Origin of the sequence: Streptomyces violens, from assembly GCF_000717745.1 — a bacterium.
GTDB classification, from domain to species: Bacteria; Actinomycetota; Actinomycetes; order Streptomycetales; family Streptomycetaceae; genus Streptomyces; species Streptomyces violens.
Genome location: NZ_JOBH01000001.1, coordinates 197,776 through 221,083, shown reverse-complemented (window position 1 = coordinate 221,083; position 23,308 = coordinate 197,776). Strand labels below are relative to the sequence as shown.

Here is a 23,308-nt window from a genome sequence, read left to right as displayed (position 1 = left end):
AGTCTCCGTATGAGCGCGACCGTGCGCCCAGCGCCGCCCGTCGTGGACGATTCCGCCCGCCCCGCGCTCAGCCGCGCCCGGTACGGGCTGCTCGCCTGCCTCTTCGTCATCACGGCGATCAACTACCTGGACCGCACGAACCTCTCGGTCGCGCTCCCGCACATCAAGGACGAGCTGCACCTCTCCGGCACCCAGCAGGGCCTGCTGCTCTCCTCCTTCGGCTGGGCGTATCTGCTGCTCCAGGTCCCGGCCGGCCGGCTCATCGACCGGATCGGCGCCAAGCTCGCCTTCGGGTACGCGCTGGTGGGCTGGTCGCTGGCGACCATCGTGGTCGCGGCGGCGCGCAGCTTCGTCCCGCTGGTCGGCATCCGCGTCGCGCTCGGCGCCTTCGAGGCGCCCGCCTTCCCGTCCAACAACCGCCTGGTCGTGAACTGGTTCCCGGGCCGCGAGCGCGGCCGCGCCACCGCCACGTACACCTCCGGCGAGTACATCGGCCTGGCCGTCGCCGCGCCCGTCCTCTCCGTGCTCACCGTGCACTTCGGCTGGCGCTCGGTCTTCGTGATCACCGGCGCCGTCGGCCTGCTCTTCTCCGTGGTCTGGTTCGCCAAGGTCTACGACCGCCCCGAGCACAGCCCGAAGGTGAGCGCGGCGGAGCTGGCGCACATCCGGCAGCCCGACGAACTGGAGTCCGCCGAGGAGATCGCCGCGGCCAAGGAGCAGGCGGCGGTGCTGGACACCAGCGTCTGGTCCGACCTGCGGGTCCTGCTGAGCAACCGGCGGCTGTGGGGCATGTACATCGGCCAGTTCGCCAGCGCCTCGGTGCTCTTCTTCTTCCTCACCTGGTTCCCCAGCTACCTGGTCGAGGAGAAGCACCTGGGCATCATCAAGGCCGGCTTCTGGGCCTCGGCGCCGTACCTCGCGGCACTGGTCGGCACGATGGCGGGCGGCGCCTGGTCCGACCGGATGCTGAACTCCGGACGGTTCTCCCGGACGTTCGCCCGCAAGGCCCCCGTGATGATCGGATTCGTACTCGCCTCGATCATCGTCTGTGCGAACTTCACCAACTCCGTACCGCTGGTGATCACGTTCATGTCCATCGCGTTCTTCGCGCAGGGCCTGATGCAGAACAGCTGGGCCCTGTTCTCCGACGCCGTGCCGCGCCGGCTCACCGGCACCGGCGGCGGCGTCTTCAGCTTCGCCGCGAACGCGGGCGGCGTACTGACTCCGCTGGTCATCGGCGTGATCGTGGACCGCACCGGCTCCTTCGCCTGGGCGCTCGGCTACATCGCGATCGTCGTCCTGGTCGGCCTGCTGGCGTACGCCCTGCTCATCGACAAGGTGGAGCGCGTCGAGGGCTGAGCCCGTCCGGCCCTTTTGGGAGCTCTTGTTGGAGCCCGTGTTAGAGCCCTTGTTCGGGCGGCCCTCGTCCGGGCGCTTGTCATGACCCCCGTTTCTGTCGGCATTCCGACTCGTTGGGTGAAGGAGCGGGGCCGGGTCGTGGCCGCCGATGCCGCCCGCCCCGGCCGCGCGAGCGGCATGGCAACTGACAGGCAACGAAAAGAGCCATAGTGCTTCAGGTACCCATCGAAGATGTGGAGATCGCCCCGGGACACGTCTTTGAGTGGTCGGTGGTGGAAACGAGAATGCACGGCTCGGCCGAATCCGGCCCGGCGCACGAGACCACCACGTACAACCAGGCGAAACATTTCGCGGTCGCCCAGGACTCGCGCAGCACGAACGATTCCGTATCGGCTTACGTGGCCGGGTCGTTCGAGATCTCCGGGCCGCTGGACCGGGGCGCGCTGGAATCCGCGCTGCTGCATTTCGTGCGCCGGCACGAGGTGTTGCGCTGCACATTCCAGCAGCTCGCCGGCGACCTGTCCTGCGACGCGCTGGCGCCGGAGGACATCGAACTCAAAACGGTCGACGTGGGGCCGGTCGGCTCCGCCGCCGGAATCCGCACGTATCTGCACGAGTTCTTCCAGCGGGTCGACACGCTGTCCTGGCCGCTGATCATCATGGGCGCGGTGGTCAGGGACGACTCCACCACGGTGTACTTCGCCTGCGACCACCTGGTGACCGACGGGCTGTCGACGCCGATCGCGGTGCACGACATCGCCAGCGCGTACGCGGCCTACGCCGGCGGCGAGGAGCCGGACTTCTCCGAGGTGGGCAGCTATGTCGACTTCAGCCGCGAGCAGCGCAGCCGCAACGGGACCATGGTCGCGGAGGACGAGCGGCTGGACCACTGGAAGGGGTTCATGGCGCGGGGCGGGAACTTCTTCCCGCCGTTCCCGCTCGACCTCGGCGTCGAGCCGGGCTGCCTGTATCCGACGGTCAACGAAACGGAAACGCTTCTGCCGGCGGACGGGGCCGCGGCGCTGGACGACCAGTGCCGGGCCGTCGACGGACGCCTGTTCATGGGGCTGCTGGCCGCGGTCGGAGTGTCCCTCCGAAAAGAGGGCGGGCCGTCGGTCTACCGGGGCCTCATGCCGGTCAATGAACGCGGCCGGGGCGCCTATGCGCACACCATGGGCTGGTTCATCAACACCATGCCGATGGAATTTCCGGTGCCGGAGGGCGCGGATTTCGCGGACGTGATGACCGGTGTACGGAGCGCCTTCGCGGAAATGCAGCGCCATGCCGACGTGCCGTTCGTCCAGGCATGGCGGCTGCTCGCGCCGCGCGAGTACACCGCGCTCCGCTACTGGCCGTATGCCGTGAACTTCTTCTCGTACCTGGATTTCCGCAAGGCACCGGGCGCGGAGCAGCACGCCGCCCGCAACGCGAAAAAGCACCTGTGGGCCTCGCGCAGCAACGGCATCTGTTTCTGGTTCCACCGCAACGACGCCGGCCTCCACATGAACTCCATCTACGTGGACACTCCACAGGCTCGGAATACGAAGTCCGCCCTCGGCGCGACGCTGGAACAAACCCTGAGCAACCTGGCAGAAGCTGGGACGTTCTGAGTTCCTGAAGCGTTGTGATGGCAAGGGGAGCTACGGGCAGGAACGTTACTGGCCCAGGTCCGCTCAGTGGACCAGCCGACCCATTCTGCGGTCCGCCCTCGCTACCCTGACCCCATGACCCTGACACCGGAACTCCCCGCCGCCACCGCCGGCGACTGGTGGGTCACCACCGACCAGTCGCTGGGGCTCGTTCAGCAGCACAGCGCCGCCGCGCGCACGGCTCCCGATCTGCTGGCCACCCTTGCCGAGATCGGGCGGGTGCGCGCCGCCGCCGATTCCGCGCTCGGTGCCGCCGTGCGCGCGCTGCTGTCCTCCGGGCACGACTGGGACGAGATCGCCGTCGCGCTCGGCCTGCCCGACGCGGCCGCCGCCCGCCGGGACACCGCGGAAGCGCTGGACCGTGCCGACCGCGCACTGGACCGGCGCCTCGGCAGTCACGGCTGACACCACACACCGCTCTCCTGAGCCGAGCTCGCTGACCGACGATTCAGTCGGCGGGCTCATTGACATGCCCGGCTCCGGCTCCAAATACTGAATCACGATTCAGTAAGCGCGCCGTTGCCGCACAGGGAGAGCCCATGTCAGAGCTGCCCACCGAGCTGGTCCCGCTGAGCCCCGAGCAGCGGGACATCATCGACCTCACCCGCGCGTTCGCCCGCGACGAGATCCGGCCGCGCGCCCGCGACGTGGACGAGGCCGACACCAGCACCCCCTGGGACCTGTGGCGCAAGGCCGCCGAGGTCGGCATCACCGGCTTCATGCTCCCCGCCGAGTACGGGGGCGGCGGCTTCACCGACGTCTTCACGCAGGCACTCGTGCAGGAGGAGCTGTGCGCGGGCGACCTCGGCATCGGCAACCTCCTCTGCTCCAACGGCTTCTTCGCCGACCCGGTAATGGAGCTCGGCACCAAGGAGCAGCAGCGGACCTGGCTCACCCCGCTCACCGGCCCCGACACCCCCATGACCGCCCTGGCCACCACCGAGCCCGGCGCCGGCTCCGACGCCGCCTCGATCACCACCACCGCGACCCGCACCCCCGGCGGGTACCGGATCAACGGCCAGAAGGCGTGGATCTCCAACGCCGGCGAGGCCGACCAGTACGTCGTCTTCGCCAAGACCGACCCCGCGCTGCGCGCCCGCGGCGTCACCGCCTTCCTGCTGCGCAAGGACACCGAGGGCGTCGAATTCGGCGCGCCCATGCGGAAGATGGGGCAGCGCGCGATCGTCTGCCGCGAGATCTTCTTCCGCGACGCGTTCGTACCGGAGGAGAACCGGCTCGGCGATGAGGGCCAGGGCTTCCACGGCCTCATGCGTACGTTCGACATCTCGCGCGCGATCCTGGGCGCGGCCGCGACCGGTATCGCCCGCGCCGCGTACGAGTACGCCCGCGACTACGCCACCACCCGGCAGCAGTTCGGCAAGCCGATCATCGAGCACCAGGCCGTTGCCTTCCGCCTCGCGGACATGCGCACGCGGGTCGAGCAGGCCCGGCTGATGACCTGGCGCGCGGCCAAGCGGCTGGACGCCGGGCTGGACGCGACCAGCGAGGCCGCGATGGCCAAGCTCACCGCCTCGGAGACCGCCGCGTACTGCACGTGGGCCGCGGTCCAGACGCTGGGCGGCTGGGGTTACTCGCGCGAGTACCCGGTCGAGCAGTGGATGCGCGACGCCAAGCTGGAGGAGATCGAGGAAGGCACCTCGGACATCATGCGGCTCGTCATCGCGCGGGGGATGTGATGACGGCGGCCATGACGGGAGGCCGGGCCGTCGTACGCGCACTCGCCGCGCACGGCGTCACGCAGGCGTTCGGCATCCCCGGCACGCACAACCTGGAGATCTACCGCCACCTCGACGCGTACGGCATCGCGCACCTCAACCCCCGGCACGAGCAGGGCGCGGGCTACGCCGCCGACGCGTACGCCCGCGTCACCGGCTGCCCCGGCGTCGCGCTCACCACCACCGGCCCCGCGCTCCTCAACATCGCGGCGGCGGTCGGCCAGGCGTACTCCGACAGCGTCCCGCTGCTCGTCGTCTCGCCCGGAATGCCGCTGCGCCACCCGCGGCAGTCCACCGGGCTGCTGCACGAGATGCGCAGCCAGACGGACGCGCTGCGGGCGGTCGCGGCGGTCAGCCACCGGGTGTCGACGGTGGCGGAGATCGGCGCGGCGGTCGCCCGCGCGTTCACGCTCTTCCGTACGGGACGGCCACGACCGGTGCACATCGAGGTGCCGCTGGACCTGCTGACGGCGGCGGAGGCACCCGGTCCGGTACGGCTCGCGCCGCCCTGCGTGACGGTGGGCGCCGATGTCGGCCCGGTGGCAGAAGCCGCGGAGACGCTGCGTACGGCCCAACGCCCCGCGCTCGTCCTCGGGGGCGGCGCGCGGGCCGCTGCACCCGAATGCCGAGCGCTGGCAGAGCAGTTGGGCGCCCTCGTGGTGACCACCGCCAACGGCAAGGGCATCGTCCCCGAGACCCACCCCCTCTCCCTGGGCGTCTCGCTGCACAGCCCTGCTGTGCAGCGCCGGCTGGCGGAGGACTGTGACGCGGTGCTCGCGGTCGGCACGGAGCTCGCCGAATCGGATGTATGGACTGCCGAGCCGCTCGCCCTCGGTGGCCCGCTGATCCGCGCGGACATCGATCCGGCGCAGATGTACGGGGTGCTCCCGGCCGACGTCGCGCTGGTGGGGGAGGCGCGGGAGACGGTGCGGGCCCTGATCGAGGAGATACGGGCGCTGATCGAGGAGGCGGGGAGCGAGCGGGACACGAGCGCGGCCACGCGTACGGCCGCGGCGCTTCGTGCCGAGCGGGACGCGGAGACGGCCGAGCGGGACGCGCGGTGGCTGCCGTACCTCCGGGTGCTCCGCGAGGTACTGGACCCGGACGCCGTGCTCACCTCCGACAGCGCCCAGTGCTGCTACTACGGCGCGATCCCGCACCTCCCGCTCGGCCCCGAGGGCCGCTACCTGCACCCGACCGGCTTCGGCACCCTCGGGTACGCGCTGCCCGCCGCCATCGGGGCCAAGGCCGCGGACCCGGGGCGGCAGGTGGTCGCGCTGAGCGGCGACGGTGGGCTGCAGTTCTCCGTACAGGAGCTGGCCACCGCCGTACAGACCCGACTGCCGCTCCCTGTAGTCGTGTTCGACAACGGGGGGTACGGCGAGATCCGCGACGAGATGGTGGCGCGGGGCGACCGTCCGGTCGCCGTCGATCTGCCGCCGAGCGGTGTACCGCCGGTCGATCTGCCCGCGCTGGCCCGTGCGTACGGCGGCCATGGCGTACGCGCCGCGACCGCCGCCGAACTCGCCGACGCCCTCGGCAAGGCACTCACCACCCCCGGCCCCACCGTCATCACCGTCCCCGAGGAGCCCACCCGATGAGCCAGCCTGCTGCTGCCCCCCTGACGTCCCTGACCTGGACCGATCACGAGACCGGTCACCGGGGTTACCTGGTCATCGACCGGCTCGTGCGCGGCGTTTCCAGCGGCGGCCTGCGGATGCGGGCCGGCTGCACCCTCGACGAGGTGACCGGGCTCGCCCGCGGCATGACCATGAAGGAGGCGCTGCACTACAACCCCGAGGGCCGGTACGTCCCGCTCGGCGGCGCGAAGGGCGGCATCGACTGCGACCCGCGCGCGCCGGAGGCGTACGGCGTACTCGTGCGCTACTTGCGCGCCATGCGCCCGTACATCGAGCACTTCTGGACGACCGGTGAGGACCTCGGGTTGACGCAGGACCTGGTCGACAAGGCGGCGGACGAGGCCGGGCTGGTCTCCTCCATCCAGGCGGTGTACCCGCTGCTGGACGACGAGACGGCCGCCCGGCAGCGGCTCGCCGACGCCTTCGCCATCGACGTGGACGGCATCGGGCTGGACGAACTGGTGGGCGGCTGCGGTGTCGCGGAGGCCGCGCTCGCGGCGCTGGACCGGGCGGGCGTCCCGTACGCCGGTACCCGGGTCGCCGTGCAGGGGCTGGGCACCATGGGCGGCGCGACCGCGCGCTTCCTGGCCCGCGCCGGGCTGCGGGTCGTCGCGGTCGCCGACGTCAAGGGGACCATGGCCAACCCGGAGGGGCTGGACGTCGAGGCGCTGCTCGCCGCGCGCGACGCGCACGGCACGGTGGACCGCGCGGCGTTGCGGTCCGAGGACCGCGAACTGCCGGGTGACGCCTGGCTGTCGGCCGAGGCGGAGATCCTGGTACCGGCGGCCGTCTCGTACGCGATCGACGCCGGGAACCAGGCGGCCATCGCCGCGCGTTGGGTGGTCGAGGCGGCGAACATGCCGGTACGGGAGGAGGCCGAGGCGCTACTCACCGCCCGCGGGGTGACGGTGCTGCCGGACGTCGTCGTCAACTCCGGTACGAACGCCTGGTGGTGGTGGACGCTCTTCGGGGACATCGGTGCCGACGCGGACGAGGCGTTCGCGTACACACGGCGGTCGATGCGGGCCCTGATCGACCAGATGCTGGCGCGCGCCGAGGCGGTCGGCTGCACGCCGCGCGCCGCCGCGCACGGCATCGTGGCGGACCGGCTGCCGGTGATCGCGGAGCGGTTCGGGTGGTACCGATGACGCCCGGGTCCGAGCCGCTGGACTCGGCTCCGACGGCCCTGGAGCCCGACCCGCTGGGCTCGCTCTTCGACCCGCGGTCCGTGGCCGTGGTCGGGGCCTCGGCCAATCCCGAGAAGTGGGGGTACTGGCTCGCTTCCGGGGCGCTCGCGGGGCGCGGGCGCCGTGTGGTGCACCTGGTCAACCGGCGCGGTGGCGCGCTGGACGGCGTGCCCTTCCTGCCGGACCTCGGCGCCCTGCCGAGCGTGCCGGAGCAGGTGGTGGTGGCCGTGCCGCCGCCCCAGGTGCGGGCGGTGGTCGCCGAGGGCCTGGCGGCCGGCGCCCGCTGCTTCACCGTGATCACCTCCGGCGGCACGGGCGCCGCCGCGGAACGGGCGCTGGCGTCCGAGGTCACCGCGCACGGCGCCCGGCTGCTCGGCCCGAACTGCATGGGCGTCGTCGACACCACCAGCGACCTCCGCCTGAGCTGGGGCGACTTCCCGGCCGGGCAGGTCGGCCTGGTCTCCCAGAGCGGCAATCTCGCGCTGGAGATCGGCCGCCTGCTGGCCCGCGCCGGGCAGGGCTTCTCCCGCTTCGTCTCGCTCGGCAACCAGCGGGACATCGACGCCACGGACGCGCTGTTGGCGCTGGTGCGCCATGAGCAGACGCGCGTCGTCGCCGCGTATGTGGAGGACTTTCGCGACGGCCGCCGCCTGGGCCGCGCGCTGGCCGCGGCGCATGCGGCCGGGAAACCGGTCCTGCTGCTGACCGTGGGCGGTAGCACCGCGTCGGGCCGCGCTGCGGCCTCCCACACGGGTGCGCTGGTCAGCGCCCGCGCCACGGTTGCCGCGGTGTGCCGCGATGCGGGGGCGCTGCTGCTGGATACGGCGGGGGAGGTGGTGGATACGGCGGTGTGCCTGTTGGCTGTGCGCGGGCGCGCCGCAGGGGCAGCCCCTGACCCGCCGCGGGCGGCTTTCCCACCGTCGTGGCCGGTCGCGCAGTTCCCCGCGCCCCTAAAAGCCCCCGCCGTCGCTGTTCTCGCCGACAGCGGAGGCCAAGGCGCCCTCGCTGCCGACGCCTGCGCCGTCCGCAGCCTGGACGTACCGGCTTTCTCCGCCGCCACCGCGGCAGCCGTCGCCGCCCACCTCCCGCCCGGTGCCGCCTCCGGCAACCCCGTAGACCTCGCAGGCGCCGGCGAGGCCGACCTCCGCACCTACGCGCGCCTCGCCCATACGCTGCTGACCTGCGGCGAAGCCGACGCCGTGGTCCTCACCGGCTACTTCGGCGACTATGCGACCGGGAATCCGGCCCAGGCGGCGCGCGAGACGGAGGTGGCGGCCGAACTCGCCGACGCCGCCGAGTCGTCCGGTCGCCCGCTCCTCGTCCACACCATGGCCCGCGACACCCCGGCCCTCGGCGTCCTGCGGGAGCGCGGCGTTCCGGTCTACGAACGCATCGAGCAGGCCGCGACCGCCCTTTCCGGCACCGCGCGCCTCCGCGCCGCACGCCTCAGGCCACCCCCGCCGCTCCCGCCCCCGTCCCCGCACCGCGTCCCCGACGGCGACTACGAGACCACCCGCGACCTCCTGTGCTCCTACGGACTGACGTTCCCCGCCGCCGAGTTCGTCCGCACCGCCGACGAGGCCGCGGCGGCCGCGGACCGCGTCGGCTACCCGCTCGTCCTGAAGGCGATGGGCCTGGCCCACAAGACGGAGGCGGGCGGGGTGGCACTCGGCCTCGCCGACGAGCCGGCGCTGCGGAGCGCCTTCGCCCGTATGCGCGCGGCCACCGGCGCGACCCGGTATGCCGTCGAGGCCATGGCCACACCCCCGTACGCGGTCGAACTGATCGCCGGCGTACGGCGCGACCCCGCCTTCGGCCCGGTCCTCATGGCCGGCATCGGCGGCGTACGCGCCGAACTCCTCGCCGACACCGCCCTCGCCCTGGCCCCCCTCACCCCCGACCACGCCCGCGACCTCCTGCTCTTCCTACGCCACGCCCCTCTGCTCACCGGCTGGCGCGGCGCCCCCGCCGTCGACCTCGACGCCGCGTCGGCCGCCCTCTGCGCCCTCGCCCACGCCGCCGCCGAACACCCCGAACTCACCGACATCGAAATCAATCCGCTACTCGTCCACCCGGGCGGCGCGGTGGCCCTGGACGCCGCCGCTGTACTGGGCTGACGCGCAACCACGGAGGGGCCGCCCGCACACCGCGGACGGCCCCTCCGGCGCCGAGTTCACCCCTTCGCTCGTCGCGTCTTCCTCCCCAGGGCGTAGAAGACCAACCCGATGACCAGGAACAGGGCCAGCGGCAGTACCTGGCTGAGGGTGTAGGCGAGGCGTTGGTCCGCGAATGACGGGGGGAGGGAATCGGCCGAGTCCCCCGCCGTGCCGAACCAGCCGACTCCGAAGCCGGGCCAGATCAGGACCACGACTGTGAAGGCGACCAGGCCCGTTGCGAGTGTGGTTACCACCCATGCGCCGACGCGGCCGCCCGGTACGGCGTACGGGCGTGGGGTGTCCGGGTATTTCCGGCGGAGTACCAGGAGGCTCGGGAAGGTGATGACGTAGGAGATGAATGTGGTGGAGATTGTCAGGCCCAGGCCCGCTGCGAAGTATTTCTCGCCGTCGCCTTCGGTGAGGTTCAGGGCGAGGACGAAGAGGATGGAAGCGAGGACCGCCGACAGGAGATTCACCCGGACCGGGGTGCCGCGCTTTTCGTCGATTTTGCCGAGCCAGGCCGGGCCCACGCCGTCCGCGCAGGCCACCGCCTGTGCCCGGTGCGCGCCCATCGCCCAGGTGACGCCGCTGGTCAGCAGGCCGATGATGAGTCCGGCCGCCGCGATGCCGCCGAAGACCGAGCCCGCGCCGCTCAGCGTGACGGTGCCGTCGGCGGCGATATTGCCCCCGTACACCGTGAAGACGGCCTTGCACGCGTCGATGAAGCCGCCGAGGCTGCCGATCTCCTTGCTCGGGAGGACGAAGAGGATTCCGAGAATGGGGCCGCCGTACAAGATGATTGATGCCAGGCCCGAGCGCAGGATCGAGAGGGGGATGTCCCGGCGGGGGTTGGTCATTTCCTCGGCCGCCGAGCTCGGCAGCTCGAATCCCACGTAGTTGAAGATGAGCACGGGGACGAGTGCGATGAATCCCGCATAGGTGGGGGTGAATTCGCTTGCGGGCAGTGCGTGTACGCCGTGCTTGAGCGCGAAGATGACCACGGAGATCAGGAAGAAGCCCAGCAGCACGATTCGGGCGATGGCACCCGCGATCGGCACCCATTTGCCGAACCGTACGGCCTGGACGACGGCGAGTGCCCCACCCCAGATGAAGACCAGCCCGGCCGCGTACTTCCACACCCCGGGAAGTGCGGTGAAGAATTCCTCCCACGTGGTGAGAGCGATGATGCACAGGCTGCCGCCTACCCATACCGGGTTGGAAATCCAGTAGAGGATTTGGTTGAGGCCGGCCGTCAGGCGTCCGAAAGCGAGTCGGGTCCAGACGTACGGGCCGCCCTGTACGGGGAATGCGGAGCCCAGCTCGGCGACCAGCAGGCCGTACGGCAGGAAGAAGGCGAGGGCGAGGATCGCCATCCAGGTCAGGCCCTGGGGGCCCTGCGCCGCGACCGAGCCGATCGTGTCCAGCCCGACCAGCGTGCAGATCAGGAAGAACAGCACGTCCAGCCGCCGCAGATCCTTCCGCAGCCGGCCGCGCTGCTCGCCCCAGCCGTCTGAGAGGTCGGGCGCGGATGGGCCTTTGCGGCCCGGTGGAGCGGACGACGGTGGCGTCTCTCTTGGCGTCTCTGTGTCTCTCACGGCGGACTCCCTGGGACGACGCGGGCGGGATGGCGAAGCGGCACTCCAACTAACTGAACGCGCAGTCAGTAATGGGAAGGGACTGTGGCCCCGTAGCCGGGCGGTGTCAAGGGTTCTCGCACGCCCGCCGCCTGTAGGCTGACGGCGTGGCAAGAGTCCGGTTGAACGTGGCGGAGCGGCGCGAAGAGCTGCTGCGCGCCGCGATTGAGCAGATCGAGGCCCGTGGTGTCGCGGCGGTCCGCGTCTCCGACGTGGCCTCGGCGCTGGGCGTCTCCAACGCGCTCGTCCTGTACCACTTCTCGACCAAGGAGAAGCTTGTCGCGGCGGCGTTTGCGCACGCCGCGGAGGCCGACCTCACCCACCTGCGGCGCCTCCTCGGCCGCCGCACGACGGCGGTGCGGCGGCTGCGCGCGGCGGTGCGGTGGTATGCGCCTACCGGGCAGGCGAAGGGGTGGCGGCTGTGGATCGAGGGGTGGGCTGCGGCCCTGCGCGATCCCGTTCTACGGGAGACGGCCGGGGGCCTGGACCAGCAATGGAAGGCGGCCCTCGCGGAGGTCATGGCCGAGGGCGCGGCGGCGGGTGAATTCGACTGCCCCGACCCCGCGGCGTCGGCGTGGCGCCTGACGGCGCTGCTGGACGGTTTGGCCGTGCAGATGACGTCCTACGAGGGGCCGCTCTCCCGCGCGTCGATGTTGGAGTGGGCGGAGGAAGCGCTGGCCCGCGAGCTGGGCCTGACGCGCGGTGCGCTTAAGTAGTCGCGTAAGCGACGAATTCCGCCCATGCGCGCGCCGTCACGGTCAACTGCGGCCCCTCTGCGTCCTTGGAGTCCCGGATGTGGACGGTGTCGGGGCAGGCCGCGACCTCGACGCAGCTGTCACCGTCGGAGCCGCTGTAGGTGGACTTCCGCCAGGAGAGCGCGACTTCGATGCAGCTGTCGCCTTGGGAGCCGCTGTAGCTGCTCTTGAACCACGCCAGTTCGGTGATGCTCATAGCGCTCCTCGCATTCGCTTCAACAGGCTCGCCGAGTCCTCGGGGGTGAGAGCCTGTGAGCGCATCTTGGCATACCGCTGATACAGGATGCTGACCTCTTTGGGCTCGGAGACCAGCATCCCGCCTCGCTGGCCCTCGGCATAGCCCAGCCACTTGTTTTCCGGGGTTTCGAGAAGCTGCATGGGGCCGTCGAAACCGGCGTGCTCCGGCTGATGGAGCGGCATGATCTGCAGCTCGACGTGGTTCAACTCGCCGATGCACAGCAGGCGGTCGATCAGCTCGCGGGTCACTTCCACCCCGCCGGTGCCGCGTTCGATGACGGCCTGCTCGATGATGAAGCTGAGCGCGATGGGCTGCTTGCGCCGCAACAGCTCCTGTCGCGCGAGGCGGGCGGCCACTTGTCGCTCCACCTGCTCGTCGTCTTTCAGCGGTGGCACGCTCAAGGTCACCGCTTTCGCGTACGCCGGCGTCTGGAGCAGCCCCGGCACCACCCGGCACTCATACGTGCACAGACTCACCGCCTGTTCCTCCAGCTTCGCCCACTGGCGGAACCACGCGGCGAGGCCCGGCTGCCGGGAGAGGTGCCGCGAGGCGGCTCTCAACGCGCCGAAGGCGTCGAGGACTTCCTCTGCCCGGTCCACAAAGTCGTCCGGAGGAAACCGCCGCCCCTGCTCGATCGACGCCACCGTATGCGGCGCGTACCGCACCAGTGGGGCCAGCTCTTCCTGCGTCAGGCCGGCGCGTTCTCGGAACGCCTTGGCCACCGCGCCGAATCCCTTCAGGCTGTCCGACGACTCCGGTTCCCCACCGCACCCGCCGCCCTCGCCGTTCATCCCGTACGCCATCACCATGCCCGGTCACCTCCGGTGCTGCCCCGCCCGACTCCCCGCCCGACGCGCACATGGTTACGCGCTGTGATGCGTACTGTCCATACTCCGGACTCGTACGCTGACCCGGCGTACGAGTTCCGCGCCTACCGAAGCGGCTGACCAGGCGCAATCGTTGGCCCATGGCCATTTCGCCGGCTCATCGGCTGCCCCGCTCGCCCGTTACCGTACGTATGTTCACGCAGCGCTTCAGCTCCACACCCCGTGGCGCCCGGCTGGCCCGTCTCCTGGCGGAACGGCGGCTCGTCGAATGGGGCATCCCGTACGGGAGTGACGCGGCTTTCTCCGCGACCCTGATCGTCGCCGAACTCGCCACCAATGCGGTCACTCACGGCCGCATCCCCGGCCGGGACTTCGAACTCTCCCTCACGCTCCTCCAGTCCAATGCGAATCCCGCGAATCCCGCGACCCTCCGCATCGAAGTGGGCGACACCCGTACCGAATGCCGCCCACCGAATCCCGAGATGCTTCCAGTCCCTTCCCCGTACTCCGAATCCGGTCGCGGTCTTCACCTCGTATCGACTCTCGCCGACCGCTGGACCATTCGCCCCCGAAGTCCCCTTGGTAAAACACTGCTTGCCGAGCTCGAATTGCCGGGCATGCCGGTAATCTGAGGCCATGAACGCGGAAACTCTGGAAGCGCTGAGGAATGCGGTGCGGGGGCCTGTTATCGGGCCGGAGGATTCCGGATACGACGACGCCCGCAAGGTGTACAACGGGATGCTGGACAAGCGTCCCGGTGCGGTCGTGCGGTGCTCGGACGCCGCCGACGTCATGAGCGCGGTGCGGGCCGTCCGCGAGAAGGGGCTCGAACTCGCCGTGCGGGGCGGGGGACACAGCGGGCCCGGACTCGGGATCGTGGACGGGGGTGTCACCCTCGACCTGGCGCCGATGCGCTGGGTGCGGGTCGATCCGCGGGCACGGACCGCGCAGGTCGGGGGCGGGGGGCTGCAGGCCGACCTCGACCACGCCACCCACGCCTTCGGCCTCGCCGTGCCCTCCGGCACCGTGTCCTCCACAGGCCTCGGCGGGCTGACGCTCGGCGGCGGGCACGGGTATCTCACGCGGAAGTACGGCCTGACCGTGGACAATCTGCTGGCCGCGGATGTCGTGCTCGCTGATGGCAGTTTCGTGACCGTGGACGGGGAAAACCACCCTGATCTGTTCTGGGCGCTGCGCGGCGGCGGTGGGAATTTCGGCGTGGTGACGTCCTTCACCTACCGGCTGCATCCGGTGAGCACGGTGGGGGTCGGGATCACTGTGTGGCCGGTCGAGCGTACGCGTGAAGTGCTGGCCTGGTACCGGGAATTCCTGCCGCGGCAGGCAGAGGATCTGTACGGCTTCTTCGCGGTGCTGAATGTGCCGCCGGGGCCGCCCTTCCCCGAGGAAATCCACGGGCGGAAGATGTGCGGCGTGGTGTGGTGCTGGACGGGTGAAATGGAGCGGCTGGGCGATGCGCTCGCCGCCGTACAGGAGCCCGGAAAGCCCGCATTCCATTTCGCGGCGCCGATGCCGTATCCGGAGCTGCAGTCCATGTTCGACCCGCTGCTGCCGCCCGGACTGCAGTGGTACTGGCGCGGGAACTTCTTCGACCGGATTTCGGACGCCGCGCTCGACGCGCACGTCACGCACGCGGAACGGCTGCCGGACGGGCTGTCGACCATGCATCTGTATCCGGTCGACGGGGCCGCGCACCGGGTCGGGAAGGACGAGACCGCGTGGAACTACCGGGACGCCGTCTGGTCCGGCGTCTTCGCGGGGATCGATCCCGACCCGGCCAAGGCGCAGACGATCAAGGAGTGGAGCGTCGGTTACTGGGAGGCGCTGCAGCCGCACTCGATGGGCGGCGGCTATGTGAACTTCCTCGGCGAGGGGGAAGGGGAGGACCGGGTCCGGGCCACCTACGGCGACCACTACGACCGGCTGGCGCGGATCAAGCGCGAGTACGACCCGGACAACCTCTTCCACGTGAACCAGAACGTGAAGCCGGAAGACGTCAGGCCCGCGCCGCAGCAGTGAAGTCGTAGGTCACGCCCGTCAGTTGTTCTGAAGCCGTCCACAGGGCGTCCGACGTGGTGTCGTCCTGCGTCCACGGGGCGCGGAAGGACAGCCCGGGGGCACCGCGGAGGCCGCCCTGCGGACCGAGGAACGCGTCCGGCTTCATGTGCGGGGCCGTGGCCGCGCACAGGACCGGGAGCGCGCCGCTCTCGGCGGGCTGGGCGAGGACGCGGTTGCCGAGGGCGACGACGCGCTCGGCGCGGGTGCGGCCCTCCATGCGGACGCCCGCGGTCTGGAGATTGGTGGCGGCGTAGCCGGGGTGGGCGGCGACGGACAGTACGTCGGCGCCCGCGCGGGCGAGGCGGCCCGCCAGCTCGTGCGTGAAGAGCAGGTTGGCCGACTTGGAGCGGCCGTAGGCGATCCAGCGGCGGTAGCGGCGGTGCTCGTAGTTGAGGTCGGTGAGGTCGACGTTGGCGAGGGTGTGGAGGCCGCTGGAGACCGTGACGACGCGGGCGCCGGGGGTGGCGAGCAGCGCGGGGAGGAGCAGGCCGGTCAGTGCGAAGTGGCCGAGGTGGTTGGTGCCGAACTGCATCTCGAAGCCGTCGGCCGTGCGGCGGTGCGGGAGGGCCATCACGCCGGCGTTGTTGATGAGCAGGTCGAGGCGCGTGGGGGCCAGCTCCGCCGCGAAGGTGCGTACGGAGGCCAGGTCGGCGAGGTCTAGCGTGCGGAGCTCGATGTCCGACGCGGGGACCTCGGCGTGCAGGTGGGCGGCGGCCGCGGCGCCGCGGTCCTTGTCGCGGCAGGCGAGGATCACCCTGGCCCCGCGGCGGGCGAGTTCCCGGGCCGTGACATAGCCGAGGCCGCTGTTGGCCCCGGTGACGACGGCCAGCTTGTCGGTCAGATCGGGAATGTGGGACGTGTTCCAGCGGCGGGCCATTGCCTGAACCTTTCGGTACGCAGGACATGTCTGCACTCGTCGGTAGAGCGTTGTGGCCAGCGTACGCCGATGGGGACGGCGGGCCGCATGCGACCGCCCCGCCGCGCGCCGGGCAGGGCAGGGAAGGCGCGGGCGGGGCGGCCGGGTATGGGGTGGCGGCGCCGGGTCGAGGGCCGGGCGGATCAGGCGGCCGCGGCTGCCTCCGGGGCCACGCGCGTCTCGTACACCGGGACCGAGACCGACGCGTCGTCCAGGCAGGCGCCCGTCTCCAGGTCGAAGCGCTGCTTCAGGAGCGGGGAGGCCACGTACGGGCGGCCGTCGGCGGAGCCGGTGAGGCCGCGGGAGAGGACATAGGCGCCGGTGAACGGGTCGCGGTTGCCGATCGCGTACGGACGGCCCGCGCGGTCCAGGAAGACCGCGGCCTGGCCGCCGTCGGGCAGCAGCACGGCCACGCCGCGACCGGGGACGAGCCCGGAGGGGGCGCAGACGGCGAGCCAGCCGCGGTCGGTGCGCAGTTCGATCGTGCCGGTGGTCAGCGGGCGTTCGAGGGTCTCGGTCATCGGGCGACAGTCCCTTCCAGGGTGCGTACGGGGAGCGTGGGGCCGGCCAGCAGGTCCAGGTCCGGCTTCATCTGGTCCCGCTCGGGGACGAAGCGGACGGACGGGTCGGGCGCGTCCGGCGCGTTGACGAAGGAGACGAAGCGGGCGAGGCGCTCGGGGTCGTCGAGGGTCTCGGCCCATTCGTCGCGGTAGTGGGCGACGTGGTCGGCCATCAGGGCCTCCAGCTCGTCGCAGAGGCCGAGGGAGTCGTGGACGACGACGTCGCGGACGTGGTCCAGGCCGCCTTCGATGCGCTCCAGCCAGGCGGAGGTGCGCTCCAGGCGGTCGGCGGTGCGGATGTAGAACATCAGGAAGCGGTCGATCAGGCGGATCAGCTCGGCGTCGGAGAGGTCCTGGGCCAGGAGGTCGGCGTGGCGCGGGTCGGCGCCGCCGTTGCCGCCGACGTAGAGGTTCCAGCCGTTGGAGGTGGCGATGACGCCGAAGTCCTTGCCGCGGGCCTCGGCGCACTCGCGGGCGCAGCCGGAGACCGCGGACTTGAGCTTGTGCGGGGAGCGCAGGCCCCGGTAGCGCAGTTCCAGGTCGATGGCCATGCGGACGGAGTCCTGGACGCCGTAGCGGCACCAGGTCTGGCCCACGCAGGACTTCACGGTGCGCAGCGCCTTGCCGTACGCGTGGCCGGACTCGAATCCGGCGTCGACCAACCGGGCCCAGATCCGCGGCAGTTGGTCCACCCGCGCGCCGAACATGTCGATCCGCTGGCCGCCGGTGATCTTCGTGTACAGCCCGAAGTCCCGTGCCACCTCACCGATGACGATCAGCTTCTCGGGGGTGATCTCGCCGCCGGGGATGCGCGGCACGATCGAGTACGAGCCGTTGCGCTGGAGGTTGGCGAGGAAGTGGTCGTTGGTGTCCTGCAGCGCCGCCTGCTCGCCGTCCAGGACGTAACCGCTGGCCCCGAGGGTGGGCGCGAGCGAGGCGATGATCGAGCCGACGGCCGGCTTGCAGACCTCGCAGCCGTCGCCGTCCTTCGCCGCTTCCCGGCCGTGCGAGGCGAGCAGGTCCTCGTACGAGGTGAGGCGCAGGGTGCGGACGATCTCGTACAGCTCGGCGCGGGTGTGCGGGAAGCAGCCGCACAGGCCCTTGTCGACGGTGACGCCGTTGAGCTCCAGCTCGTCGTTGACCAGGGTGGTCAGCGCCTTCACGCAGGAGCCGCAGCCGGTGCCGGCCTTGGTGCACTTCTTGACCTCGGGGACCGTGCCGCAGGAGTGCTCGGTGACGGCGGCGCGGATGGTGCCCTTGGTGACGTTGTGGCAGTTGCAGATGACCGCTTCGTCGGGGAGCGCGGAGGGGCCGATCGAGACCGGACCGCCGGTGCCGGCGGGGAGGACGAGCTGTTCGGGGGAGACGGGCGGGACGCTGCCGGTGAGCGGGCGGAGCGTGCCGTACGCCTCGGCGTCGCCGACCAGGACGCCGCCGAGCAGCGTGCCGTCCTGGCCGATGACCAGCTTCTTGTAGACGCCGGAGCGGGAGTCGGCGTACACCACGTCCAGGCAGCCCTCGGCGGTGCCGTGCGCGTCACCGAAGGACGCCACGTCCACGCCGAGCAGCTTGAGCTTGGTGGAGGTGTCGGCGCCGGTGAAGCCGGCCGTCTCCTGCGCCGCGATGGCGGACGCGGCGGTCTCGGCCATCTCGTAACCGGGCGCGACCAGGCCGTACACCCGGCCGTCGACGGCCAGCGCGCACTCGCCGATCGCGAAGACCGCCGGGTCGGTCGTCGTACGGCACTGCTCGTCGACCTTGATGCCGCCGCGCTCGCCGACCTCCAGGCCGCAGTCGCGGGCGAGCTGGTCGCGCGGCCGGACACCGGCCGAGAAGATCACCATGTCGGTGTCGATGCGGGAGCCGTCGGACAGCTCCATGCCGGTCACCGCGCCGTCCTCGCCCGCGGTGATCTCCTTGCCGCCGACGCCGGTGTGCACGGTGACGCCCATGTCCTCGATGGTGCGGCGCAGCGCCTCGCCGCCGCCGTCGTCGACCTGGACGGGCATCAGCCGGGGCGCGAACTCCACGACGTGCGTGTCCAGACCCAGGCCCTTGAGCGCGCCGGCCGCCTCCAGGCCGAGCAGGCCGCCGCCGACGACCGAGCCGGAGGTCACATTCTTGGCGTACTCCTCGATCTCCAGCAGGTCCTCGATCGTCCGGTAGACGAAGCAGCCCGCGCTGTCCTTGCCGGGGACCGGCGGGACGAAGGGGTAGGAGCCGGTGGCCAGGACGAGCTGGTCGTACTGGACGGTGAAGCCGGAGCGGGCGGTCACCGTGCGGGTGGCGCGGTCGATCGTCTCGGCCGGGTCGCCCAGCCGCAGTTCGATGCCGTGCTTCTCGATGAAGTCCGCCTCGACCAGGGAGAGGTCCTCGGGGCTGCGGCCGGAGAAGTACGAGGTGAGCTGGACCCGGTCGTACGCCGGGCGGGGCTCCTCGCACAGGACGACGACGCGTGCGGCGGCACCGGTCAGACCCCGGTCGGCGAGGGCCTCCAGGAAGCGCTGGCCGACCATCCCATGGCCGATGAGCACGATCGTGGGAGTGGCAGTCATGGTCAGTGGCCTCCATCGTTGGTGAGCAGGTGGAGCACGGGAGCGGCGGGCAGTGGTTCGTCGCCCTCCCAGGTACGGGCGAGCGCGCCGACGGTGCCGAGATCGCCGAGAAGAATGCCGCCGACCAGCCGGTCACCGCGGACGACGACCCGGCGGTACGCGCTGCGGGTGGCGTCGCTGAGGCGGATGACGTCGTCGCCGGGGGCGGGGGTGGTTTCGCCGAAGGCGGCGAGGTCGAGGACGGGGGACGCGGGGGAGGGGCTGCCCAGGGTGAGCCGGGTCAGGGCCCGCGTACCGCGGTAGGAGCCCGCGGCGTCGTCGAGCAGCCGCGCCGCCAGCAGATCGGCCTGTTCCAGCGCCGGTCCGGCCAGCCCGTAGGTCACGCCGTCGTGCTCGGCGCAGTCGCCGATCGCGAAGACGTGGGGGTCGTCGGTGCGCAGCGCGTCGTCGACGACGATGCCGCGGCGGACGGTGAGCCCGGCGGCCGCGGCGAGGCCCGTACGGGGACGTACCCCGCAGGCCAGGACGACCAGGTCGGCGTCGAGCGCGTAACCGTCGGCCAGCTCGACCGCACGGACCGCGCCGTCGCCGGTGCGCAGGCCCCGGACGCGGCACTCGGTGTGCACCTCGACGCCGAGGTCGTGGAGGTGGCTGCGGAGCAGCTCGCCCGCCGCGTCGTCGAGCTGACGCTCCATCAGGTGCTCGCCCTGGTGGGCCAGTACGACCTGGGCGCCGCGCTCGGCGAGTGCCCGGGCGGCCGAGACGCCGAGCAGTCCGCCGCCGATGACGACCGCGCGGCGGCCCTCGGCGGCGGCGAGCGCCGCGCAGTCGTCCAGGGTGCGGAACGGGTGGACGCCGCGGGGGAGTTCATTGGCGCCGGGCGCGAAGAGGCCGCGCAGCGGGGGCAGTACGGGGTTGGAGCCGGTGGCCAGGACGAGGAGGTCGTACGGGACGGCGCGGCCGTCGTCGCAGTGCACCTGCCGGACGTCCCGGTCGACGCGGACCGCTCGTACGCCGCTGAGCCAGCGGGCCCCGGGGACCGCGGGCAGTGCGATCACCTCGGGGGTGTAGCGGCCCGCCAGGACCTCGGCGAGCAGCACGCGGTTGTACGGCGCGTGCGGCTCCTCGCCGATCACGGTCACTGTGTACCGCGCGTCGCCCTGGCTGTCGCCGGGGCCGAGCTGCCGCGCGAGCCGGGCGGCGGCCATCCCGCCGCCGATCACCACCACGCGCTGTTTCGAGGTCATGCACAGCAGCGTGCGACGCGGCTGTTACCCGGCCGCATCCCGGTCGTTTCCCCCAGGGAACGCTGCTCTCCTCACACGGCGGGGTGCCGTGTGAGGAGAGCGGTGGCGTGCTCGGACTGTCCTAGGCGGCCTTGGCGAGGCGGCGGGCGGCCAGCTCGGCGTAGACCGCGGCGCCGTCCGCCAGCACCGCGTCGTCGAAGACGGCGAGCGGGGAGTGGTTGTTCGGGGAGGTCTCCGGGTCGGCGCCGGGCGGCGGCGAGCCCAGCGTCAGCATCGCGCCGGGCACCTCGGCGATCACCCGGGAGAAGTCCTCCGAGCCGTGCAGCGGCTGCGGCAGCGGCGCGTAGAACTCCTCGCCGAGCGCCTCCCGCACGGTGTGCGCCACGAAGTCCGCCTCGGCGTGATCGTTGACGGTCACCGGGTACTGCTCGACGAATTCCGCGTCCACCTCGACGCCGTACGCCTGCGCGATGCCCCGGCAGACCTCCGGCGAGCCCTCCCTGACCTTGCGCTGCGCGGCGGGCGAGAAGCTGCGGACGGTCGCGTGGAAGGTGGCGGTGTCCGGGATGACGTTCTGCTGGGTACCGGCGTGGAAGGTGCCCACCGTCAGCACGACCGGGTCGAAGATGTCGAAGGTGCGGGTGATCCACGCCTGGAGCGCGGTGACCATGGCGCAGGCGGCCTGCACCGGGTCCTTGGCGCGGTGCGGCATCGAGCCGTGGCCGCCCTCGCCGTGGACGGTCACCTTCAGGACGTTGGACGCGGCGAGCGCCGGGCCGCCGCGGGTCCCGAAGACGCCGCTCTGCAGGCCCGCGGACATCACGTGGATCGCGTACGCGGCGTCCGGGCGGGTGCCGGAGGCGTCCAGTACGCCTTCGGCCAGCATCTGCCCGGCGCCGTCGAAGCCCTCCTCGCCGGGCTGGAACATGAAGACCACGTCGCCCGCGAGGCGGTCGCGGTGCGCCGAGAGCAGCTTGGCGGCGCCGGTGAGCATGGTGGTGTGCAGGTCGTGACCGCAGGCGTGCATCCGGCCGGTGTCGGCGGCGAAGTCCAGGCCGGTCTTCTCGGCGACCGGCAGCGCGTCCATGTCACCGCGCAGCAGCACGGTCGGGCCCGGCTGCGCGCCGCGCAGTACCGCCGTCACCGAGCTGAGGCCGCTGCCCGTGCTGATCTCCAGCGGGAGGCCGTCCAGCGCCGTCAGCACCGTCTCCTGGGTGCGCGGCAGGTCGAGGCCGACCTCGGGGATGCGGTGCAGCGTGCGGCGCAGCTGTACGAGATCGCCGGAGAGGGCGCGGGCGTCGTCCCGCAGATTCATTTGTGCTCCTTCACGTGGGGATGGAGAGATCAGCGGCCGGAGGTCTTGAGCGGGCGGATCAGGAAGGTGCCGGCGAGGGAGACGGCGGCGGCCCCGGCGGCCCACCAGGGCACCAGCGTCAGGTGCCCGGCCTTCGCCATGGCCTGGGCGAGCAGCGGGAACGTGCCGCCGAACAGCCCGATCGCGATCGTGTACGGCACGCCCATCGCGACCACCCGCACCGCGACCGGGAAGAGCTGCGCGAACAGCACGTTGGTGAGGCCGATGGGCGCCGCGATCAGCGCCAGGTAGACCACCGTGACCAGCCACATCGGCACGGCACCGTGCGCCAGCGCCAGCATCAGCGGCACGGTGGCCAGGGCCAGCAGGGCCAGTCCGCACCGCAGGGTGCGCAGCGCGCCCAGCCGGTCGGCGAGCCGGCCGACCACGACCATGGACGCGACCAGCAGCACCAGCGGGCCCAGCATCGAGGCGGCCGACTCGGTGCCGGAGACGACGCCGAGCTGCTGCGCGTACTGGGGGAGGTAGGTGGTGCCGTAGTAGTACCCGACGGTCGCGCCGATCGAGATCAGGAAGACGGCCGCCATGTTGCGCAGGTTCGACCGGTACAGCGCACGGCGCTCGGCGGCCGTCGGGCCCGCCGCGTCGGCCTCGAACTCGGCGCTCTCCTCGACGCCGCGCCGGATCCACAGCGCCAGCAGGCCGAGCGCCGCCGCGACCAGGAAGCCGATCCGCCAGCCGCCACCGCGCACGCCGTCCTCGCCGAACGTGACCAGCAGCAGCGTCAGCACGCCGAAGGAGAGGATGTTGCCGATCACCACGCCCGAGTACGAGATCGAGCTGTACAGGAAGCGCAGGTGGCGCGGGGCTGTCTCGGTGACGTACGCGGCGGCGCTGGGGTTCTCGCCGCCCATCGACAGGCCCTGGACCAGCCGCAGCACGATCAGCAGTACGGGAGCGGCGGCGCCGATCAGCGCGGCCGTGGGCAGCACCGCGATCAGCACGCTGGCGCCGGAGATGATCGTCATGCTGAGGGTGAGGGCGAACCGGCGGCCGCGCGAGTCGGCGAACCGGCCCACGACGTAACTGCCGAAGGGCCGTACGACGAAGCCGACCGCGAAGCCCACGTAGGCAGCGAGCAGCTTGGTCACCGGGTCGTCACCGGGGAACATCGCCGCGGCGAAATACGGCGCCAGTACGGCGTAGATGGCCCAGTCGAAGGACTCCACGACACCGCCGACAGTGGCGGCGAGCAGCGCCTTGCGTCCATTGCCGTGCGCCGTGCGTGGAGTGTCCGCGGCTCTCGCCGCGACCGCTGATGTCATCGCCGACCTCGTCTCGTAGGCCCGGACGACCGAACGTCCGGTTTTAGGCGGTGCCGAATGGCTCGAATGAGTCGCCATGCTGGCCAGCGACCGAACGGAGAGAAACGGATTACCCTCAGAACGCAGGAAAGCT

General features: G+C 71.6%; 19 protein-coding genes. 10 read left to right on the top strand and 9 right to left on the bottom strand.

What is annotated here, in order from left to right:
* Positions 1-9 precede the first annotated feature (9 nt).
* The 7 genes from IF04_RS0101010 to IF04_RS0100980 all read left to right on the top strand — a co-directional run bounded on the left by IF04_RS0101010 (position 10) and on the right by IF04_RS0100980 (position 9,688).
* Positions 10-1,359 (top strand): MFS transporter, encoded by a 1,350-nt coding sequence (locus IF04_RS0101010; protein ID WP_063829422.1) that lies wholly within the window; start codon positions 10-12, stop codon positions 1,357-1,359.
* Between the two features lie 272 nt (positions 1,360-1,631).
* On the top strand, positions 1,632-2,969 hold the full coding sequence (locus IF04_RS0101005) for a condensation domain-containing protein (protein WP_211259752.1): 1,338 nt from the start codon (positions 1,632-1,634) through the stop codon (positions 2,967-2,969).
* A gap of 114 nt (positions 2,970-3,083) precedes the next feature.
* Positions 3,084-3,413 (top strand): hypothetical protein, encoded by a 330-nt coding sequence (locus tag IF04_RS0101000; protein WP_030249356.1) that lies wholly within the window; start codon positions 3,084-3,086, stop codon positions 3,411-3,413.
* Positions 3,414-3,547: 134 nt separating this feature from the next.
* Positions 3,548-4,705, top strand: coding sequence for an acyl-CoA dehydrogenase family protein (locus IF04_RS0100995; protein ID WP_030249352.1), 1,158 nt, complete (start codon positions 3,548-3,550; stop codon positions 4,703-4,705).
* Positions 4,706-4,716: 11 nt separating this feature from the next.
* Positions 4,717-6,345, top strand: a complete 1,629-nt coding sequence (locus tag IF04_RS0100990) for a thiamine pyrophosphate-binding protein (RefSeq protein WP_245654234.1) — start codon at positions 4,717-4,719, stop codon at positions 6,343-6,345.
* Positions 6,342-7,532, top strand: coding sequence for a glutamate dehydrogenase (locus IF04_RS0100985; protein WP_030249346.1), 1,191 nt, complete (start codon positions 6,342-6,344; stop codon positions 7,530-7,532). The genes IF04_RS0100990 and IF04_RS0100985 overlap by 4 nt, the downstream gene beginning before the upstream one ends.
* Positions 7,529-9,688, top strand: a complete 2,160-nt coding sequence (locus tag IF04_RS0100980) for an acetate--CoA ligase family protein (protein WP_051830627.1) — start codon at positions 7,529-7,531, stop codon at positions 9,686-9,688. The genes IF04_RS0100985 and IF04_RS0100980 overlap by 4 nt, the downstream gene beginning before the upstream one ends.
* Positions 9,689-9,744: 56 nt before the next feature.
* Here IF04_RS0100980 and IF04_RS0100975 read toward each other — a convergent pair whose 3' ends face one another.
* Positions 9,745-11,322, bottom strand: a complete 1,578-nt coding sequence (locus tag IF04_RS0100975) for an APC family permease (RefSeq protein WP_342668099.1) — start codon at positions 11,320-11,322, stop codon at positions 9,745-9,747.
* A gap of 146 nt (positions 11,323-11,468) precedes the next feature.
* Here IF04_RS0100975 and IF04_RS0100970 point away from each other — a divergent pair, with 146 nt between their 5' ends.
* Positions 11,469-12,077 (top strand): TetR/AcrR family transcriptional regulator, encoded by a 609-nt coding sequence (locus tag IF04_RS0100970; RefSeq protein WP_078599701.1) that lies wholly within the window; start codon positions 11,469-11,471, stop codon positions 12,075-12,077.
* On the opposite strand, the gene IF04_RS0100965 is transcribed toward IF04_RS0100970, so the two are convergent.
* Both IF04_RS0100965 and IF04_RS0100960 read right to left on the bottom strand, forming a co-directional pair.
* Positions 12,070-12,312: a DUF397 domain-containing protein gene (locus IF04_RS0100965; protein ID WP_030249335.1), complete on the bottom strand. Its 243-nt coding sequence runs from the start codon at positions 12,310-12,312 to the stop codon at positions 12,070-12,072. The genes IF04_RS0100970 and IF04_RS0100965 overlap by 8 nt on opposite strands.
* Positions 12,309-13,157 carry a helix-turn-helix domain-containing protein gene (locus tag IF04_RS0100960; protein ID WP_030249334.1) on the bottom strand — a complete coding sequence of 283 codons (849 nt, stop codon included), beginning with the start codon at positions 13,155-13,157 and terminating at the stop codon, positions 12,309-12,311. The genes IF04_RS0100965 and IF04_RS0100960 overlap by 4 nt, the downstream gene beginning before the upstream one ends.
* 164 nt (positions 13,158-13,321) lie before the next feature.
* On the opposite strand from IF04_RS0100960, the gene IF04_RS37030 reads away from it, so the two are divergent.
* Complete coding sequence (locus tag IF04_RS37030) at positions 13,322-13,813, top strand: ATP-binding protein (RefSeq protein WP_078599700.1); 492 nt, start codon at positions 13,322-13,324, stop codon at positions 13,811-13,813.
* A gap of 4 nt (positions 13,814-13,817) precedes the next feature.
* The gene (locus tag IF04_RS0100955; RefSeq protein ID WP_030249333.1) at positions 13,818-15,218 is read left to right on the top strand and encodes an FAD-binding oxidoreductase; all 1,401 of its coding nucleotides are present in this window, start codon (positions 13,818-13,820) and stop codon (positions 15,216-15,218) included.
* Here IF04_RS0100955 and IF04_RS0100950 read toward each other — a convergent pair.
* From IF04_RS0100950 to IF04_RS0100925, 6 genes are all read right to left on the bottom strand, one after another.
* Positions 15,196-16,134, bottom strand: coding sequence for an oxidoreductase (locus tag IF04_RS0100950; protein ID WP_030249332.1), 939 nt, complete (start codon positions 16,132-16,134; stop codon positions 15,196-15,198). The two genes, IF04_RS0100955 and IF04_RS0100950, sit on opposite strands and share 23 nt — an antisense overlap.
* 182 nt (positions 16,135-16,316) lie before the next feature.
* Positions 16,317-16,694: a nitrite reductase small subunit NirD gene (gene nirD, locus IF04_RS0100945; protein ID WP_030249331.1), complete on the bottom strand. Its 378-nt coding sequence runs from the start codon at positions 16,692-16,694 to the stop codon at positions 16,317-16,319.
* Positions 16,691-19,288: a nitrite reductase large subunit NirB gene (gene nirB / locus IF04_RS0100940; protein WP_030249330.1), complete on the bottom strand. Its 2,598-nt coding sequence runs from the start codon at positions 19,286-19,288 to the stop codon at positions 16,691-16,693. The genes nirD and nirB overlap by 4 nt, the downstream gene beginning before the upstream one ends.
* 2 nt (positions 19,289-19,290) lie before the next feature.
* Entirely contained in the window at positions 19,291-20,535 is a 1,245-nt protein-coding gene (locus IF04_RS0100935; protein ID WP_030249329.1) for an NAD(P)/FAD-dependent oxidoreductase, read from the bottom strand.
* A gap of 121 nt (positions 20,536-20,656) precedes the next feature.
* On the bottom strand, positions 20,657-21,850 hold the full coding sequence (locus tag IF04_RS0100930; RefSeq protein ID WP_030249327.1) for a M20 metallopeptidase family protein: 1,194 nt from the start codon (positions 21,848-21,850) through the stop codon (positions 20,657-20,659).
* Between the two features lie 29 nt (positions 21,851-21,879).
* Positions 21,880-23,175, bottom strand: a complete 1,296-nt coding sequence (locus tag IF04_RS0100925; RefSeq protein WP_051830545.1) for an MFS transporter — start codon at positions 23,173-23,175, stop codon at positions 21,880-21,882.
* Positions 23,176-23,308: the final 133 nt, after the last annotated feature.